The sequence below is a fragment of the Kitasatospora nipponensis genome (assembly GCF_039528135.1).
Lineage (GTDB): Bacteria > Actinomycetota > Actinomycetes > Streptomycetales > Streptomycetaceae > Kitasatospora > Kitasatospora nipponensis.
This window is the reverse complement of the sequence record NZ_BAAALF010000176.1, coordinates 1-17,716: the sequence shown is the minus strand read 5'-3', so window position 1 is coordinate 17,716 and position 17,716 is coordinate 1. Positions and strand designations below refer to the sequence as shown.

Below are 17,716 nucleotides of genomic sequence, written 5' to 3'. Positions count from 1 at the left end.
CCGAACGGGTGGGCGCCCGGGCCGCCGGCCGCCCCGACCGTCCGCTCGCCGCGCTCCGCCGCCCCGCCCTGGCCGGGCACGCCGACCGCCGGACCCGGTCCCGGGCGGCGGGCCCGGTAGCTGGTCCGGTAGGCGGCGGGGGAGACGCCGAGCTGGCGACGGAAGTGCCCGCGCAGCGCCACCGGCGAGCGGAACCCGCAGCGCCGCGCCACGTCGTCCACCGACAGCTCGGAGGTCTCCAGCAGCCGCTGCGCCTGCAGCACCCGCTGGGTGATCAGCCACTGCAACGGCGCGCTGCCGGTCAGCGTCCGGAACCGGCGGTCGAAGGTCCGCCGGCTCATGTACGCACGGGCCGCCAGCACCTCCACGTCGAACTGCTGGTTGAGGTTCTCCAGCGCCCAGGTCACGACCTCGGCCAGCGGGTCGTTCCCGATCTCCTCCGGTAATGACTGGTCGATGTACTGCGCCTGACCGCCGCCGCTGCGACGGTTGGGCACCACCAGGCGGCGGGCCAGCGCGTTGGCGGCCTCGGCGCCGTGGTCGCTGCGCACCACGTGCAGGCAGAGGTCGATGCCGGCCGCGGTGCCGGCCGAGGTGAGCACGTCGCCGTCGTCCACGAAGAGCTCGCGCGGGTCGACGTGCACCCGCGGGTAGCGCTTGGCGAGCGTCGGGGCGTACATCCAGTGCGTGGTGGCCGGCCGGCCGTCGAGGAGGCCGGCCCCCGCCAGGACGAAGGCGCCCGTGCACAACCCGATGATCCGGGCGCCCTCGTGGTGGGCCTTGCGCAGGGCGGCGATCGCCTCGACCGGCGGCGGCTGCGAGATCGAGCGCCAGGCCGGGACCACGATGGTGCCGGCGCGCGCCAGCGCCTCCAGGCCGAACGGCGCGGCGAGGGTGACCCCGCCGGTGGTGGTGAGCGGTCCCTCCTCGCCCGCGCAGACCAGCAGGCGGTAGCGGGGGACACCGGCGTCCTGCCGGTCCACGCCGAAGACGGAGAGCGGGATGGAGCTCTCGAAGATCGGCGCGCCACTGAAGATCAGCACGGCCACGGTCTCGCGACGCCGGCGCCCGGCGAGCTTGCGCGGGGCGAGCACGGTCGCCTGGCCGCCGGACCCGCCGGCGAGCCCGCCCCCCGGACCGCCGATGCCGGCAACGCCACCGGGACCGGCACCGAGGGCCCGGCCGGTGGCCGTGCCGCCCGAGCCGGGCCAGCCGCCGCCCAGCGGGCCGCCGAGACCCGCCGCGGTGCCGCCGTCGCCCGCGCAGCCGGTCGACTGGGCGCCGCCGACCGTCCCGCGCGAGGAGGCGGGCTGGCCGAGCTGGGTTCCGCCGTAGGACTCCTGAGGGACCGTCCGCCCGAAGGCCGTTCCGGTGCCCTGGCCCGGACCCGGCTGGGTGGTCGCCTGCGAGGTGAGCGAGCCGGTACTTCTCGGGACACGTCCTGAGCGACCGGCCGGGGACTGGCCGCTGTCAGGACCTGTCTCGCTCCTGCTCACCCTGTTCAAGGCGCCCAAGCCCCCTCGGTGGTGTGGTGTGGTGATGCGGCCCTGCTCGACAAGATCGAATCTACTGGGTACACCGTTGCCGTTGTGACAAGTTCACCATCCGACGCTATGTCGACATGGCAATTTGGCGTGATGCATTCGATCACGAAGCGTGGCAGCCGTCGACCCCTCTGGGAAGGGGGCGGGTGGGCGGGTGGCTGGTTGCGGTACGGCGGACCCCCGCGGGTCGCGGATCGTCGCCCTGCTCCGGCGTTCTGGCCTGTGGGTATGTCCAACGCTACGGGCCCGGTGCGATTCTGACTGAAAATCGGTGTTGCGGAGACGGGGCGTGCAATGCTTCCGTGCGCCCGCACGCGCTGCCCCGAGCGCCCCAGCGACCGGTCGGCCGAGGCCCGGCGCCCGCCTCCGCGGCGCGCGACGGCCGGGCGCCGGGCCGCGGCGCGGGCCCTGTTCGCGGACCGGGGGGTCGGGTTGAGACGGCGTCAGCGGGAGTGACCGTCAGGGCCCGCGGTGGGCCCGGGCCGGCTCGAACAGGCCAACGGCCGCCGGGCCCCGGGGAGGTCCGCTCCACGGGGTCCCATCAGCGGGGTCCCACCGGCGGGGGCCGCCGGGCCCGTTGCGTGGGTGGCCCGGGTCAGGTCACCGGTCCGCCGACGCCGAGCGGCGCCCGCTCGGTCAGCACCAGGCCCACCGCCTCCGGCAGGTCGGCGGCGGTCAGGGTCGGTCGGTAGCCCAGCTCCGACCACGGCCGTCCGTGGTGCAGCCAGACGCTGCGCAGGCCCGCCAGCTCGGCGCCGGCGATGTCGGCGGGCGCGTGGTCGCCGATCACCCAGGCCTGCGCGGCCCAGTCGCCGGAGAGCGGCAGCCCGCAGCGCTGGGCGGCGATCTCGAAGATCAGCGGGTCCGGCTTGGCGCAGCCGGCCTCCTCCGAGACCACCCAGGCGTCCACCAGGGCGCCGAGCCCGGTCCGGCGGATCTTCTCCACCTGCGGACCGGTCAGGCCGTTGCTGACGATCGCCAGCGTCCAACCGGCCGTGCGGGCGGCCCGCAGTGCGCGCACGTGGGAATCCGGGCAGTGGATATGAGAATTGATCCCCCGCCGATAGTGGGCGAGCAGAGCATCCATGGACAGGTCCAGTCCGTACCGGCGCCGGGTCGCGCTCAGGACGGTTCCCCGCGGAACGTAGCCGCCGCCGTCGATCGTGGTGAGCCATTCCAGGTCGGCAGGCGGCAGCCCGTGGTCGTTGAGGAAGCCCTGCGCCCAGGACTGATAGGCGGCGTCGCGCGGGAGCAGGGTGTTGTCGAGGTCGAGCAGGAGCAGCGGCATGGCGTGCATGGTGCCAGCGCCACGGGCCCGGAGGAAGCGGGTGCCGCTGATCGGCTCAGTCGCAGGTCCGCCGGTCGGGGGTCGGCGCGTACGGGCCGTCCCCTTCCGTCACAGACTTCTCATTCCGTCCCAACCGCACCGCAGTCGCCGCCTACCGTGCGTGGCCGACCTGTTGCATCGGCTGACTCCGTCAGGCAAGCTCCAGGGAACCTCGCGGAGTGGGGGCGTGATCTCCCCGTTACGGGGCGCGCGCCCGTTAGTTCACGCCGCGGCCATTAGCGGGATCGTTGCCCTCCGCGGCCCCAATCGCTGGGCGGCCACGCCCTCCCGTCGTACTCTGAAAGGAACAGGTCACTTACGGTGCCGCTCGGCCTCCACCGACCACGTGCCAGTGAATGGCCTGCCGCCTGTGCGCTGCTCTCCTTCCTGTCGGCCCCTCTCACTCGAAGAGTCTCGATTCATGGCCGGTTTTGAGTCTCCCCGACCTGCAGACCCATTCAGCATTCTCGGGGCGACGGATTTCTCCCCCGCGGATTCCCAGCCGGGTCGTAGGCGACTGGTACGGCTGCGCTCCGAGCGCGTCGTGGGCCTCCTGGGCCGGCTCAGGCCGCGACCGGCGGGGCCGCACCAGCCTGGGTCGCTGGAGCAGGGCGCGCTTCAGCCGGGGTCCCTGCGGCCGGGGTCCCTGCAGCAGGGGTCGCTACAGCAGGGCGGCGGGCCGCTACAGCGCGGAGTGGAGCCGGTGGCCGCGCCGGCGGGCGGATCGGACGCCATCGGCGGGGCGCCCGGTACGGGTGGCACCAGTGGAGACGGGACCGGTGGAGGCGACATGAACTCCCGACACGGCAAGCACACCGCGCCGCAGGACGGCCGGACCCCCGACCCTCAGCTCGACGCGCCCCGATCGTGTGACCCGACCTTCCTGCACGGCGTGGTGGTCGGTTTCGACGGATCGCTCTCCAGCGAGCGGGCGCTGGCCTACGCGGTCGGCATGGCCCGTCGCTCCCGGTGCGGACTGGTCATCGTCCACGTGGCCAACCGGCTGCCCTCCACGGTCTGGGCGGGGTGCGAGCCGCCGGTCTTCGTCGACCTGCCGGACCACCGCACCGAGGTGCTGGGACTGGAACTCGCCTGTGCGGACTTCCTGGCGGGCGTCCCCTGGGTGCTGGTCGAGCGCGGCGGTGACATCTGCCACGAGATCGAGGAGGTCGGCAAGGAGTACGCGGCCGACGCGATCGTGGTGGGAAGCACCCACGGCCTGCTCGGGCGCCTCTTCGGTTCGATCTCCGGTCGACTGGCCCGTCGCGCCAACCGTCCGGTGATCGTGATTCCCTGACACCTCCCTTCCGTTCCGTGTTGCCCGAGTTCATCGTGGTGCGGCTGTCCGGCACGGAATGCCCGGACGCCCGGAACGCCCGGGCCCGCCGGGCGCACTGACCGGCGGTCAGTGAACCCGGCTCGTCGGCCCCGGTCGGTCAGGCGCCGGCGTTCATGCCCAACTCGCGGGCGATCAGCATCCGCTGGACCTCGGAGGTGCCCTCGCCGATCTCCAGGATCTTGCTGTCGCGCCAGAAGCGGGCGACCGGGTACTCGTTCATGAAGCCGTAGCCACCGTGGATCTGGGTGGCCTCGCGGGCGTTGTCCACGGCGGCCTCGGAGGAGAAGAGCTTCGCGATGGCAGCCTCCTTCTTGAAGGGCTCGCCGAGCAGCAGCCGGGAGGCCGCGTCACGCCAGCCGAGCCGGGCGAGGTGGGCACGCATCTCCATGTCGGAGATCTTGAACTGGATGGACTGGTTGGCCCCGATCGTGCGCCCGAAGGCGCGCCGCGTCGCGGCGTAGCTGAGTGACTGGTCGACGCAGCCCTGGGCCAGACCCGTGGACAGCGCTGCGATGGCGATGCGGCCCTCGTCGAGGATCCGCAGGAACTGGGCGAAGCCCCGGCCCTGCTGGCCGAGGAGGTTGGCTTCGGGGACTCGGCAGTCGGTGAAGGACAGTTCGCGGGTGTCGGAGGCGTTCCACCCGACCTTGGAGTACTTCTTCGACACCTGGAACCCGGGGGTGCCGACAGGCACGATGATGGACGAGATCTCCCGCTTCGACGAGTGATCGGCCCCTTCTTCACTCGAACGAGCGAGCGGTTCGGTGAGCGCCGTGACGGTGACCAGACCGGTGATGTCGGTGCCGGAGTTGGTGATGAAGCACTTCGTCCCGTTGATCACCCACTCCCGGGTGGCCTCGTCGAAGCGGGCCGTGGTCCGGGTGGCGCCGGCGTCCGAGCCGCCCTCGGGCTCGGTCAGGCCGAAGGCGCCCAGGATCTCCCCGGAGGCCAGCCGCGGCAGCCAGGTGCGCTTCTGCTCCTCGGTGCCGAAGCGGTAGATGGGCATCGCGCCGAGCGAGACGCCGGCCTCCAGGGTGATGGCCACCGAGGAGTCCACCCGGGCGAGTTCCTCGAGGGCGATGCAGAGCGCGAAGTAGTCGCCGCCCATGCCGCCGTACTCCTCGGGGAACGGCAGGCCGAACAGGCCCATCCGCCCCATCTCCTTGACGATCTCGTACGGGAACTCCTCGCGCTCGTAGAAGTCGCCGATCGTCGGGGCGACCACGTCGTTGGCGAACTCGGCGACCGTGCGGCGCAGTTCCTCGTACTCGGCATCCAGGCGGTGGTCGAGCATCTGTCTCTCCAGTGGTTCGTCCGGCGGGGGATCCGGTGCGGAAGTGCGGGGGAGTGGGGTGCGGTGACGGGCGCGGTGCGCCGGCGCACACCGGGGGCGGTCGGACGGGCGTCCGCCGCCGGGCACGGCGAAGGAGGCCGTCGGCGCGCCGGGCCGTCGGCCGGCCGGGCCCGGTGGGGGCCCGGCGGGTGCGGCCGGCTCAGCCGGCGGGGCGGTCGGCCGGGTCGGACGGGCTCCGGGACGGGAGCTGGCCGGCCAGCGCCCGGACGGTGCGCGAGGGGCTCGGCCGGCCCAGCCGCCCGGCCAGCCAGCTGCTGGTGGCGACCAGCTCGGCCAGGTCGACGCCGGTCTCGATGCCGAGACCGTGCAGCATCCACACCAGGTCCTCGGTGGCGAGGTTGCCGGTGGCGCTCTTGGCGTAGGGGCAGCCGCCGAGGCCGCCGGCCGAGGAGTCGACCACGCTCACGCCGTGGCGCAGCGCGGCGAGCGTGTTGGACAGCGCCTGCCCGTAGGTGTCGTGGAAGTGGACCGCGAGCCGGTCCACCGGCACGCCGGCCTTGTCGAAGGCCTCGAGCAGCCCGCCCACCTGGCCGGGCGTGGCGACGCCGATGGTGTCGCCCAGGCTCAGCTCGGTGCAGCCCAGCTCGAGCAGGCGCAGGCCGGCGGCCACCACCTGCCCGGGCGCCACCCGACCCTCCCAGGGGTCGCCGAAGCACATCGAGAGGTAGCCGCGGACCGCGACGCCCTGGTCGGTGGCCCGCTCGACCACCGGCCGGAACATCTCCAGCACCTCGGCCACCGAGCGGTTGAGGTTGCGCCGGGCGAAGGACTCGGTCGCGCTGGCGAAGACGGCGACCTCGTCGGCGCCGTGCGCCAGCGCGCGGTCCAGGCCGCGCTCGTTGGGGACCAGCACCGGCAGCCGCAGCCCCGGGTACCGCGTGCGGAGGTCGGCCAGCCGTGGCATCAGCTGCTCGGCGTCGGCCAGCTGGGGGACCCACTTGGGGTGCACGAAGCTGGTCGCCTCCACGGTGCGCAGGCCGGCGGCGGCGAGCCGGCCGATGAACTCGGCCTTCACCTCGACCGGCACCAGCGCGCTCTCGTTCTGCAGCCCGTCGCGGGCGCCGACCTCGTGGATCCGCACCCGGGCCGGCAGGGCCGGATCGCGCACCACGTCGGGCAGGGCGAGCTCCAGCGTGCCGGGCTCGGCGGCCCGCTGCGGGTCCGTGCCGGGCTCGGCGCCCGGGGTGCGAGCGGCCGTCATGAGGCCACCTCCTCGGTCAGGGGGGTGCTGTCGGTGGCGGCGGCGTCCTGCGGGAGGACCACCGCGAGCAGCTGCTCCATGGCGACGGTGGCACCGGCGCCGACCGGCAGCTCGCTGACCGTGCCGTCGTGCGGCGCGGCGATCACGTGCTCCATCTTCATGGCCTCGAGCACCAGCAGCGGCTGGCCGCGCCGGACCAGGTCGCCCACCGCCGCCTTCACCACGGTGACGGTGCCCGGCATCGGCGCGGTGAGCGCGCCGTGGTGGGCGTCGGCGGCGGTGCTGCGGTCGGCCACCGGGTCGTACCCGTGCACCGCCCAGCCGTCGCCGTCGGTGCCCAGCCAGGTCACCGGGCCCGCGCCGGTGGGCGAGGGGGCGTTGTCAGTGGCGTGTGCAAAGGTGGCCCGCAGGCCGTCGAGAGTGAGGGACAGGTCCGTGGCGCCGAGGACGGCGCGGGCCCGGCGGATCGGCCCCTCACCCAGACGGACCAGCAGATCGGAGCTGTTCTCCACCGGCCCGGCGGGGCTGTCGGCGGCGTCGGGGCCGTCGATGACACCCAGAGCGCTGACAGGCCGGACCAGTACCGCCACCGGATCCTGCCCGGGGATCCGGAGCCGGTGCGTCGTCCAGGCCGGTTCACCGGCGAGTCGCCAAGCGGAGGGGAGGGCGAAGGGATCGGCCCAGCCGTCGGAGGCGGCGGCCGGGGCCAGGCGCAGGTGCCGCACGAGTGCCGCGGCCAGGTAGACGGCGTCCGGCACGGCGGGCGCGGAACCGGTCGCGCCGGCCGGCTCGGAGGCGGAGCCGGCGGCATCCGGTCCGGTGCTGACGCCGGTGCCCGTGCCGCTGCCGGTGTCGTACCGGTCGTGGGAGGTGGCCAGCAGCTCGGGCTGCTGCTCGGCGACCCGCTCGACCAGTCCGGTGTCGAGGCGCCCGGCCACCACGTCCGGGTGGGCGAGCAGCCGGCGCAGGAACCCCGCGTTGGTGGTCACCCCCAGGATCCGGGTGTCGGCCAGCGCCGCGCGCAGCCGCAGCAGCGCGGTGGGGCGGTCCGGCCCGTAGGCGATGACCTTGGCCAGCATCGGGTCGTAGGCACTGGTGATCGCGGTGCCGGGCAGCAGACCGGAGTCGACCCGGACTCCCTCGCCCCCCGGCTCCTCCAGCAGCAGGATCCGGCCACCGGTCGGCAGGAAGTCGCGGGCCGGGTCCTCGGCGCAGATCCGGGCCTCGACGGCGTGACCCAGGAAGGAGACGTCCGACTGCTCGAACGACAACGGCTCGCCGGCGGCCACCCGCAGCTGCCACTCGACCAGGTCGAGCCGCTCGGGCCCGGCGGGGCCGGCGTCCGTGGACCGGGTGATCGCCACCGCCAGCTCGGTCACCGGGTGTTCCACCTGGAGGCGGGTGTTCATCTCCATGAAGAAGAACTCGCGGACCCCCTGCGGTGCGTCCGCGTCCGGATCGTCGCCGGGCACGATGAACTCCACCGTGCCGGCGCCGGTGTAACCGCAGGCCACCGCCGCCTCGACGGCCGCGGCTCCCATCGCGGCCCGGGTCTGCGGGTCCAGGAGAACGGAGGGTGCCTCTTCGATCAGCTTCTGATGACGGCGTTGCAGACTGCACTCGCGCTCACCGAGGTGCACGGTCGTGCCGTGCGCGTCCGCCAGGACCTGCACCTCGATGTGCCGCGGGCGGTCGACCCAGCGCTCCAGCAGCAGGGTGTCGTCCCCGAAGGCGGTCCGGGCGAGCCGGCGGGCGCCGGCGAGCTCGGTGGGCAGCTCGGCGGGGTCGCGCACCAGCCGCATGCCCTTGCCGCCGCCGCCGGCCGACGGCTTGATCAGCACCGGGTAGCCGATCTCCTCGGCCGCGCGGATCAGGTCCTCGTCGCTCGTCGCGCCGCCGCGGCTGCCGGGCACCACGGGCACGCCCACCGCGCGGACGGCCTCCTTGGCGTTGATCTTGTCGCCCATCAGCTCCACGGCCGCGGCGGGCGGGCCGATGAAGACCAGGCCGGCCTCGGCGCAGGCCCGGGCGAAGCCGGGGTTCTCGGCGAGGAAGCCGTAGCCGGGGTGGATGGCCTGCGCGCCGGTGCGCAGCGCCGCGGCGATGATCTGCTCGCCCCGCAGGTAGGTCTCGGCGGCGCTGCTGTCGCTGCGGTCGGCGGGTCCGAGCCGGACCGCGAGGTCGGCCTCGCGGACGTGCCTGGCGTCGGCGTCGGCGTCGCTGTAGACGGCGACCGACCGCACGCTGAGCCGTCGCAGGGTGCGGATCACCCGGACGGCGATCTCGCCGCGGTTGGCGACCAGGACGGTGTCGAACATGGGAGGTGTTCCTCCGAGGCGAGGGGAGTGGTGCGGCGGACGACGGGTGGGTGGCCGGGCCCGCCGGGGGAGTGCGGGGTGCCGGCCGCGGCGGCGGCGGGGTGGGCTACCGCCGCGGCCGGCGGGCCGGTCACATGCGGAACACGCCGTAGGGGGCGGGCTCGGCGAGCGGGGCGTTGGCGCAGGCGGTCAGGGCGAGCCCGACCACGGTGCGGGTGTCCATCGGGTCGATCACGCCGTCGTCCCAGAGCCGGGCGGTGGCGTAGTAGGCGTTGCCCTGCCGCTCGTACTGCTCGCGGACCGGGCGCTTGAACTCCTCCTCGGCCTCGGCGGCCCACTCCTCGCCGCGTCCCTCGACCTGGTCGCGGCGGACGGTGGCGAGGACCGAGGCGGCCTGCTCGCCGCCCATCACCGAGATCTTGGCGCCCGGCCACATCCACAGGAAGCGCGGCGAGTAGGCCCGTCCGCACATCGAGTAGTTGCCGGCGCCGTACGAGCCGCCGATCACCACGGTCAGCTTGGGCACCCGGGTGCAGGCCACCGCGGTGACCATCTTCGCGCCGTGCTTGGCGATGCCGCCGGCCTCGTACTGCCGGCCGACCATGAAGCCGGTGATGTTCTGCAGGAAGAGCAGCGGGATGCCGCGCTGGTCGCAGAGCTCGATGAAGTGGGCGCCCTTGAGGGCGGACTCGGCGAAGAGCACGCCGTTGTTGGCCACGATGCCGACCGGGTGGCCGTGGATCCGGGCGAACCCGGTCACCAGGGTGGCCCCGTACTCGGCCTTGAACTCGGCGAACCGGCTGCCGTCGACCAGCCGCGCGATCACCTCGCGGACGTCGTAGGGGGTGCGCGGGTCGACCGGCACCGAGCCGTACAGCTCGCCCGGGTCCACGGCCGGCGGCTCGACCGGCGCGGTGGTCCACGGCCGGGCCGGTCGCGGGCCGAGGCCGTCCACGATGGTGCGCACGATCGACAGCGCGTGCGCGTCGTCCTCCGCCAGGTGGTCGGTCACCCCCGAGGTGCGCGAGTGCAGTTCGCCGCCGCCGAGCTCCTCGGCGGTGACCACCTCACCGGTGGCCGCCTTCACCAGCGGCGGTCCGCCCAGGAAGATGGTGCCCTGGTTGCGGACGATGACCGCCTGGTCGCTCATGGCGGGCACGTACGCCCCGCCGGCCGTGCAGGAGCCCAGCACGGCGGCGATCTGCGGGATCCCGGCGGCCGAGAGCCGGGCCTGGTTGTAGAAGATCCGGCCGAAGTGGTCGCGGTCGGGGAAGACCTCGTCCTGCATCGGCAGGAAGGCGCCGCCGGAGTCCACCAGGTAGATGCAGGGCAGCCGGTTCTCGAGCGCGACCTCCTGCGCCCGCAGGTGCTTCTTGACCGTCATCGGGTAGTAGGTGCCGCCCTTGACGGTGGCGTCGTTGGCGACCACCACCACCTCGCGCCCGGCCACCCGGCCGATGCCGGCGATCACCCCGGCGGCCGGTGCGGCGCCGTCGTACAGTCCGTCGGCGGCCAGCGGGCAGAGCTCCAGGAACGGGGAACCCGGGTCGAGCAGGGTGTCCACCCGGTCGCGGGGGAGCAGCTTGCCGCGGGCGGTGTGCCGGTCCCTGGCCTTGGTCCCGCCGCCGAGCGCGGCGGCGGCGAGCTTGTCGCGCAGCTGCGCGAGGGGCGCCCGGTGCGCCTCGGTGTTGCCGCGGAAGGCGGCCGAGCCGGCGTCGACGGCGGACCGCAGGCGCGGCGCGGGCGCGGCGGCGGCCGGCTGGGCGGCCGCCGGGTACGTGGTCCCGCCGCCCGGCAGCGGGTACGGCGGCTGGGGTGGACGGGCTGCCTGCAACGGATGCGGAGAGGCGAAACCGGGTGTCGACAGGGACATCCCAAGAGCTCCCTTGCTCCCGGAAACCGGGCGCGCGCGGGGATCTCGTGGACCCGCGCCGCCAAGTTAATGGTGGTTAACTCCTGCCGCCAGGTTAACGAGCGATAACCCCGCTGTCTACGATGGACGGCATGTCGAACTCCCCTGTCACCTCCGCGACCCCCCGCCGCGACCAGATCCGCCGGGAAGCCGCCCGGCTCTTCGCCGCCCGTGGGTTCCTCGGCGTGGGGGTGGACGAGATCGGCAAGGCGGTCGGCATCAGCGGCCCCGGGCTCTACCGCCACTTCGCCGGCAAGGACGCGATGCTCGCCGACCTGCTGGTGGGGATCAGCGAGCGGCTGCTGGAGGAGGGCCGGCGCCGGGCGGGCGCCGCCGACGGTCCGCAGGCCGCGCTGGACGCCCTGATCCGCGGGCACGTCGAGTTCGCCCTGGACGACGCCGACCTGATCACGCTGCACGACCGCGAGCTGCTCCACCTGCGGGAGGAGGACCGGCGCCGGGTGCGCCGACTGCAGCGCGGCTACCTCGAACTCTGGGTGGACGCGGTCCGGGGGGCCTTCCCCGAGCTGGCCACCGAGCCGGCGGAGCCGGTCGCCCGGGCCGCCGTGCACGCGGTCTTCGGGCTGCTCAACTCCACGCCGCACAGCATCGGGGTGCGCCCGGCGCACGGCGACCGGGCCGGACTGCTGCCGCGCGCCGAGATGGCGCTCCTGCTGCACCGGCTGGCCCAGGGCGCCTTCGCCGCCGCCGCCCTCGCCCGCTCCGTCTAGGGCCGGACGGGCCCTAGGGCCGGACGGGCCCTGGGCGGCCCCGGGGGGCAGGACCTAGGTCGCAGGACGGTGCCGGTTGCGTCCGGCGCCCGGTGCGCGGGCGCACCGGGCGGGCGGAAGCTGGGCGGGAAGGAATTCCGTGCGGAAACCGTTGGAGCCTGCCGGGTCGGCAGTGGCACTGTCGGTCCGTCATGGACGGCCGCCTCACGAAATGGTTAGTATCCCTAAATATGCCTGAGACTCACGGCTCCACCAGGGAGATACCCGCGCCCGGCGGGACGGGCTGGCTGCGCCGGCTGGGCGGGTACTGCTGGCGCTACCGCCGCAACTTCCTGCTCTCCTTCGGCGCCTCGCTCGCCGGCATGGCGGTCACCGCGATCGTCCCGCTGATCACCAAGCTGATCATCGACGACGTCATCACCACCCACACCCGCTCGCTCACGCCCTGGGCGATCGCCCTGCTGGTCGGCGCCCTGCTGGTGTTCGTCTTCACCCAGGTCCGCCGCTACACCGCAGGCCAGCTCGCGCTGGACGTCCAGCAGGACCTGCGCACCGAGCTCTTCACCTCGCTCACCCGGCTGGACGGCGCCCGCCAGGACCGCCTGGACACCGGGCAGGTGGTCGGCCGGGCCACCTCCGACCTGCAGCTCATCCACGGCCTGCTCTCGATGCTGCCGATGATGACCGGCAACCTGCTGCTCTTCGTCATGTCGATCATGGTGATGTGCTGGCTGTCGCTGCCGCTCACCCTGATCGCCCTGGTGATGGGCCCGGCGCTCTGGTGGGTCGCGACGCTGAGCCGTGAGCGGCTCTTCCCCGCCACCTGGGCCGCCCAGCAGGAGGCGGCCGTGGTCGCCGGCGTGGTGGACGCTGCGGTCGGCGGCGTGCGGGTGGTCAAGGGCTTCGGCCAGGAGGAGCAGGAGCTCGGCAAGCTGGAGCAGGCCTCGCGCGGCCTCTACGCCATGCGGCTGCGGGCGGTCAGGCTGGCCAGCCGGTTCGGCCCGGCCATGCAGGCGATCCCGGCCCTCGCCCAGGTCGCCGTGCTGGCCCTGGGCGGCTGGCTGGCGGTGGACGGCCAGGTGACGCTGGGGACCTTCGTCGCCTTCTCCGCCTACGTGGCGCAGATGACCGGTCCGGTGCGGATGCTGACCATGGTGCTGACCGTCGGCCAGCAGGCCCAGGCCGGGGTCGAGCGGGTCTTCGAGCTGATCGACGAGCGCCCGCTGGTCCGCGAGCTCCCCGGCGCGCGCGCCCTGGAGCCGGTGGCGGGTGCCCCGGCGCTGGAGTTCGACCAGGTCGACTTCCACTACCGGACCGACCACCTCGAAGCGGCCGACAGCGACCCCGCCGCCAGTGACCTCACCGACACCGGCCCCGCCGACCCGGACGCCGACACCGACGGTGCCGACACCACCGCCCGCCCGGTGCTGCGCGGCCTCAGCCTGCGGGTCGCCCCGGGCGAGACGCTGGCCCTGGTGGGCTCCTCCGGCTCCGGCAAGTCCACCGTCGCCCAGCTCATCCCGCGCTTCTACGACCCCACCGGCGGCACGATCCGCCTGCACGGCCAGGACCTGCGCGAGCTCACCCTGGACGCGGTCCGCTCGGTGGTCGGCATCGTGCCGGAGGACAGCTTCCTCTTCTCGGACACCGTGCGCGCCAACATCGCCTACGGCCGCCCCGGCGCGAGCGTCGAGGAGATCGAGGCCGCCGCGCGCGCCGCGCAGGCCGACGCCTTCGTCCGCGAGCTGCCCGAGGGCTACCTGACCAAGGTCGGCGAGCAGGGCCTGACGCTCTCCGGCGGCCAGCGCCAGCGGATCGCGCTGGCCCGGGCGATCCTCGCCGACCCGCAGGTGCTGCTGCTGGACGACGCCACCTCCGCGGTCGACCCGCGGATCGAGGCCGAGATCCACGAGGCCCTGCGCACGGTGATGGCCGGCCGCACCACGGTGCTCATCGCGCACCGCCGCTCCACCCTCCAGCTGGCCGACCGGATCGCGGTCCTGGACCACGGCCGGCTGCTGGACCTGGGCACGCACGACGAGCTGGTCGAGCGGTGTCCCCGCTACCGTGCGCTGATCACCGACCCCGAGGCCGAGAACGGCCGCACCATCGAGGAGACCCTCGACGCCGGCGCCGACCTGGAGGCCGAGCGCCGGCAGGCCGCGCAGCTCCCGGCGGCGGGCCAGACCATCCAGCTCCCGCAGGACGTCGCGCCCGCCGCGCGCACCACCCGCGGCGCGGCCGGGCGCGCCAGGACCGGCCGGGTGATGACCGGCCGGGCCGGCGACCCGGAGCTGCTCGCCAAGGTGGCCGCGCTGCCCGCCGCCACCGACCTGCCGGGCATCGCGCTCGCGGACGCCGCCGCCGGCGACCCGGACTTCTCGCTCGGCCGCCTGCTCAAGCCGTTCCGCGCCCCGCTGGCGCTGGGCTTCCTGCTGCTGGCCCTGGACGCCGCCGCCGGCCTGGTGCTGCCGATCCTGATCCGGCACGGCATCGACGACGGCGTCTCCAAGGGCGTGATGACCGGCGTCACCTTCGCCTCGCTGGCGGCCCTCGCGGTGGTGCTGCTGGACTGGCTGGTGCAGAGCGCCGAGGCCAGGGTCAGCGGCCGCACCGGCGAGCGCGTCCTCTACAGCCTGCGGGTCAAGATCTTCGCGCACCTCAACCGGCTCGGCCTGGACTACTACGAGCGCGAGCTCTCCGGCCGGATCATGACCCGGATGACCACCGACGTGGACGCGCTCTCCACCTTCCTGCAGACCGGCGTGGTCACCGCGGTGGTCAGCCTGCTGACCTTCGGCGGGATCTTCGTGGCCCTGCTGGCCATCGACACCGGCCTGGCACTGACGGTCTTCGCGGTGCTGCCGGTGCTGGCGGTGGCGACGCTGGTCTTCCGGCGCAAGTCGGCGGCCCAGTACCAGGACTCCCGCGAGCTGATCAGCACGGTCAACGCCGACCTGCAGGAGAACGTCGCGGGGATGCGGATCGTGCAGGCGTTCCGGCGCGAGCCGGACACCGTCGCGCGGTTCCGCAGCCGCGGCCGCGCCTACCGCGACTCGCGCGCCCGCGCGCAGCTCTACATCTCCCTCTACTTCCCGTTCGTCCAGCTGCTCTCCAGCGTGGCGGCGGCGCTGGTGCTGATCGAGGGCGCCTCGCGGGTCGACGCCGGGACGCTCACCGTCGGCGCGCTGGTCGCCTACCTGCTCTACATCGACCTGTTCTTCGCCCCGGTCAACCAGCTCTCGCAGATCTTCGACGGCTACCAGCAGGCGGCGGTGGGCCTGAGCCGGATCCGCGAGCTGCTGCGCACCCCGACCAGCACCCCCGCGGCCACCGACCCGCTGGCCGCCGAGCGGCTGCGCGGCGAGATCGTCTTCGAGGGCGTCAGCTTCGCCTACAACGGCGGCGGCGAGGGCAGCCCGGAGGTGCTCTCCGGCATCGACCTGCGGATCCCGGCCGGCCAGACGGTCGCCCTGGTCGGCGAGACCGGCGCGGGCAAGTCCACCCTGGTCAAGCTGGTCGCGCGGTTCTACGACGCGACGGCCGGCACGGTCCGGATCGACGGCACCGACGTCACCCGCTACCGGCTGGCCGACTACCGCCACCGGCTGGGCGTCGTCCCGCAGGAGGCCTACCTCTTCGCGGGCACGGTCCGCGAGGCGATCGCCTACGGCCGCCCCGAGGCCGGCGACGCCGAGGTCGAGGCGGCGGCCCGGGCGGTCGGCGCGCACGAGATGATCACCGGCCTGTCCGGCGGCTACGAGCACGAGGTGGCCGGGCGCGGACGCAACCTCTCGGCCGGCCAGCGCCAGCTGATCGCGCTGGCCAGGGCCGAACTCGTCGACCCGGACATCCTGCTGCTCGACGAGGCCACCGCCGCGCTGGACCTGGCCACCGAGGCGGCGGTCAACCACGCCGCGGACCGGCTGCGCGACGGCCGCCCGGGCCGCCCCGGCGGCCGGACCACCCTGGTGATCGCGCACCGCCTGACCACGGCCGAACGGGCCGATCGGGTGATTGTGCTGCACCACGGACGGGTGGTCGAGGACGGCACGCACACCGAGCTGCTGGCGGCCGACGGAGCGTACGCCAAGCTCTGGCAGGCCTTCGTGGCGGACGGCCGGCCCTCCCCGGTACCGGCCCCGGTGGCGGGCTGACCTGCGACGCGGTCCGCGCGGGGCGGTTCGATCACGGAACGACGCCGGCCGCGCGCCAGGTCGGTCGACGAACGGCCCAGGGGGCGCCACCCGGTTCTCGGGTGGCGCCCCGACCTGGTAGACAGTCGGGGCGGCCGCGCCGAAGAGCCGGCCGCTCCCCCTCTGTTCCACCCTCAGGTCGAGAGGCCCCTGCCCATGTCTTCGCGTTTCCGCGAGGCGGGGCGCAGTTCTGCGCACCACGCTCCAACCACCGCTCCCAGCAGCGCTCCGACCAGCGGCCCGGCCGCCGTTCCGACACCGGCCCCCCGCCGCCCCCCCCCCCCCCCCCCCCGCCCCGCCGGCCGCCCCGCCCCCGCCGGCCGCCGTGCCTGCGCCGGCCGACGCCGGACCACCGGGATCCGCCCGCCGGCCCGGCCCGTTGGCGCCGGCGGTCCTCTTCTCGGTCGGCGCGCTGCCCGCCTACCTGGTGCCGTGCCTGGTCGGCCGGCTGGTCGCCGACTTCGGCCTGCCGGCCACCGGGGCGGGCGCGATCGGCAGCGCCCTGCTGCTCGCCTCGGCGGCCGCCGGGGTGCTGCTGGCCGACCGGATCCGGTCGACCGGTTCGGCCCGGCCGGCCGTGGCCGGGACCGTGCTGCTCGCCGCCGGGTTCACGCTGGCCGCCCCGGTCCCCGCCCCCGGTCACTCCTTCCGGATGGCCGAGGGCCGGCCCGAGACGCACGACACGCCGTCCCCGCACGAGGACCGCACGCCGCCGCAGCACGAGAACGAGTCGCACGAGAACCGGCCGCACGAGGACACGGACACCGTCGCCGAGCCGTCGCCCGCGCCGCCGGCGCTGTGTGCTCGGCGACCTGGGCGCGGGCCTGGCCGCCGCGGTGGCGGGCGTCGCGATCACGGCCGCCACCGATCCGCACCGCGCCTCCGTGCTGGCCCTGCTCGCCTCCTCCTCGGTGGCGAGCGGGCTGTACCTGCTGCTGCCGCGGCTCGGCGGCGGGCACGCGCCGCCGTTCCTGGCGATGGCGCTCTACGGCCTGCTCGCCGTCCCGCTGGCCGCCCGGCTCCCGGTCGCCGAACCCGCCACCGCCGACCGAACCACCGCCGACCGAACCGCCGCGGACCATCCCGCCGCCGACCACCCCGCCGGGCGCAGCCCGCTGCGGCTGCCCAACCGGCGGACCGGGGTCCTGCTGGTGGCGTCGATGGTGCTCTGGTCGGTCGCCCAGAACGCGCTCTGGGGCGTCAGCGGCCAGATCGGACTGCACCGCGCGGGCCTGAGCGAGCGGTCCCTGGGCCTGGTCTTCGCGGTGGCCCTCGGCGGCGCGCTGGCCGGCGTGCTGGCCGCCGGCGCGCTGGGCACCCGGGCCGGCCGGGTGCTGCCGGTGGGCGGCGGCACCGTCCTGATCGCCGGCTGCGTGGTGGTGAGCTCCACCGCGCGCTCCGCACTCGGGTTCGCGGGCGGCGAGGTGCTCTGGAACGTGCTCTACCCGCTCGTGCTGACCTACCTGCTCGGTCTGGCGGCGGCACTCGATCCGGCCGGCCGGTGGACGGTGCTCGCCGGGTCGGCCTGCGCGCTGGGCGCGGCCGGCGGCCCGCTCACGGGCGCGAGCCTGGTCGGCGCCCTGGGCTACCCCCGGTCGGGCGCGGCGCTCGGCGGGACGCTGTTGCTGACGGCGGTGCCGCTGGTCCTGGTCGCCCGTACCCTCGCCCGCCGCGGTGCGCCGCCCGCCCTCGTGCCGGCCGGCGCCGCGGTGGGCGGACCGGCGGCGGTGGTCCCGGCGCAGGCGGCCGGCCGGGCCCCGGGGGGCGGGACGATTTGCTGTCGGGGCGGGCGCC

General features: G+C 74.7%; 10 protein-coding genes and 1 pseudogene. 4 read left to right on the top strand and 7 right to left on the bottom strand.

The window, feature by feature from the left end; all coding sequences use genetic code 11:
- Both ABD323_RS32505 and ABD323_RS32500 read right to left on the bottom strand, forming a co-directional pair.
- Nucleotides 1–1,094: helix-turn-helix domain-containing protein (locus ABD323_RS32505; protein ID WP_344445643.1), on the bottom strand; the 1,094-nt coding region annotated here is incomplete at its 3' end.
- 1,045 nt (nt 1,095–2,139) lie between these two features.
- Nucleotides 2,140–2,832: an HAD family hydrolase gene (locus ABD323_RS32500; RefSeq protein ID WP_344445642.1), complete on the bottom strand. Its 693-nt coding sequence runs from the start codon at nt 2,830–2,832 to the stop codon at nt 2,140–2,142.
- A gap of 901 nt (nt 2,833–3,733) precedes the next feature.
- On the opposite strand from ABD323_RS32500, the pseudogene ABD323_RS32495 reads away from it, so the two are divergent.
- Nucleotides 3,734–4,168: pseudogene (locus tag ABD323_RS32495) on the top strand (universal stress protein); the annotation flags it as partial.
- 139 nt (nt 4,169–4,307) lie between these two features.
- Here ABD323_RS32495 and ABD323_RS32490 read toward each other — a convergent pair.
- From ABD323_RS32490 to ABD323_RS32475, 4 genes are all read right to left on the bottom strand, one after another.
- A complete protein-coding gene (locus ABD323_RS32490) occupies nt 4,308–5,504 on the bottom strand; it encodes an acyl-CoA dehydrogenase family protein (protein ID WP_344445641.1) in 1,197 nt (398 codons plus the stop codon).
- Nucleotides 5,505–5,703: 199 nt separating this feature from the next.
- Entirely contained in the window at nt 5,704–6,765 is a 1,062-nt protein-coding gene (locus tag ABD323_RS32485; protein ID WP_344445640.1) for a hydroxymethylglutaryl-CoA lyase, read from the bottom strand.
- Nucleotides 6,762–9,083 (bottom strand): acetyl/propionyl/methylcrotonyl-CoA carboxylase subunit alpha, encoded by a 2,322-nt coding sequence (locus ABD323_RS32480; protein ID WP_344445639.1) that lies wholly within the window; start codon nt 9,081–9,083, stop codon nt 6,762–6,764. The genes ABD323_RS32485 and ABD323_RS32480 overlap by 4 nt, the downstream gene beginning before the upstream one ends.
- A 130-nt stretch (nt 9,084–9,213) precedes the next feature.
- Nucleotides 9,214–10,956, bottom strand: a complete 1,743-nt coding sequence (locus ABD323_RS32475; protein ID WP_344445638.1) for a carboxyl transferase domain-containing protein — start codon at nt 10,954–10,956, stop codon at nt 9,214–9,216.
- A 131-nt stretch (nt 10,957–11,087) separates the two neighbouring features.
- Between ABD323_RS32475 and ABD323_RS32470 the strand changes: the two genes are divergently transcribed.
- The gene (locus tag ABD323_RS32470) at nt 11,088–11,726 is read left to right on the top strand and encodes a TetR/AcrR family transcriptional regulator (RefSeq protein WP_344445637.1); all 639 of its coding nucleotides are present in this window, start codon (nt 11,088–11,090) and stop codon (nt 11,724–11,726) included.
- Between the two features lie 230 nt (nt 11,727–11,956).
- Nucleotides 11,957–15,883 (top strand): ABC transporter ATP-binding protein, encoded by a 3,927-nt coding sequence (locus ABD323_RS32465; RefSeq protein WP_344445636.1) that lies wholly within the window; start codon nt 11,957–11,959, stop codon nt 15,881–15,883.
- Nucleotides 15,884–16,342: 459 nt separating this feature from the next.
- Here ABD323_RS32465 and ABD323_RS32460 read toward each other — a convergent pair whose 3' ends face one another.
- Nucleotides 16,343–16,534, bottom strand: a complete 192-nt coding sequence (locus ABD323_RS32460) for a hypothetical protein (protein ID WP_344445635.1) — start codon at nt 16,532–16,534, stop codon at nt 16,343–16,345.
- 188 nt (nt 16,535–16,722) lie between these two features.
- Between ABD323_RS32460 and ABD323_RS32455 the strand changes: the two genes are divergently transcribed.
- On the top strand, nt 16,723–17,716 hold a 994-nt coding region (locus ABD323_RS32455; RefSeq protein ID WP_344445634.1), incomplete at its 3' end, for an MFS transporter.

Excerpts from the sequence above, each read along its gene's own strand:
- ABD323_RS32480 (WP_344445639.1), bottom strand. The coding sequence starts at position 9,083 with ATGTTCGACACCGTCCTGGTCGCCAACCGCGGCGAGATCGCCGTCCGG.
- ABD323_RS32485 (WP_344445640.1), bottom strand. The coding sequence starts at position 6,765 with ATGACGGCCGCTCGCACCCCGGGCGCCGAGCCCGGCACGGACCCGCAG.
- ABD323_RS32500 (WP_344445642.1), bottom strand. The coding sequence starts at position 2,832 with ATGCCGCTGCTCCTGCTCGACCTCGACAACACCCTGCTCCCGCGCGAC.
- ABD323_RS32470 (WP_344445637.1), top strand. The coding sequence starts at position 11,088 with ATGTCGAACTCCCCTGTCACCTCCGCGACCCCCCGCCGCGACCAGATC.
- ABD323_RS32465 (WP_344445636.1), top strand. The coding sequence starts at position 11,957 with ATGCCTGAGACTCACGGCTCCACCAGGGAGATACCCGCGCCCGGCGGG.
- ABD323_RS32490 (WP_344445641.1), bottom strand. The coding sequence starts at position 5,504 with ATGCTCGACCACCGCCTGGATGCCGAGTACGAGGAACTGCGCCGCACG.
- ABD323_RS32475 (WP_344445638.1), bottom strand. The coding sequence starts at position 10,956 with ATGTCCCTGTCGACACCCGGTTTCGCCTCTCCGCATCCGTTGCAGGCA.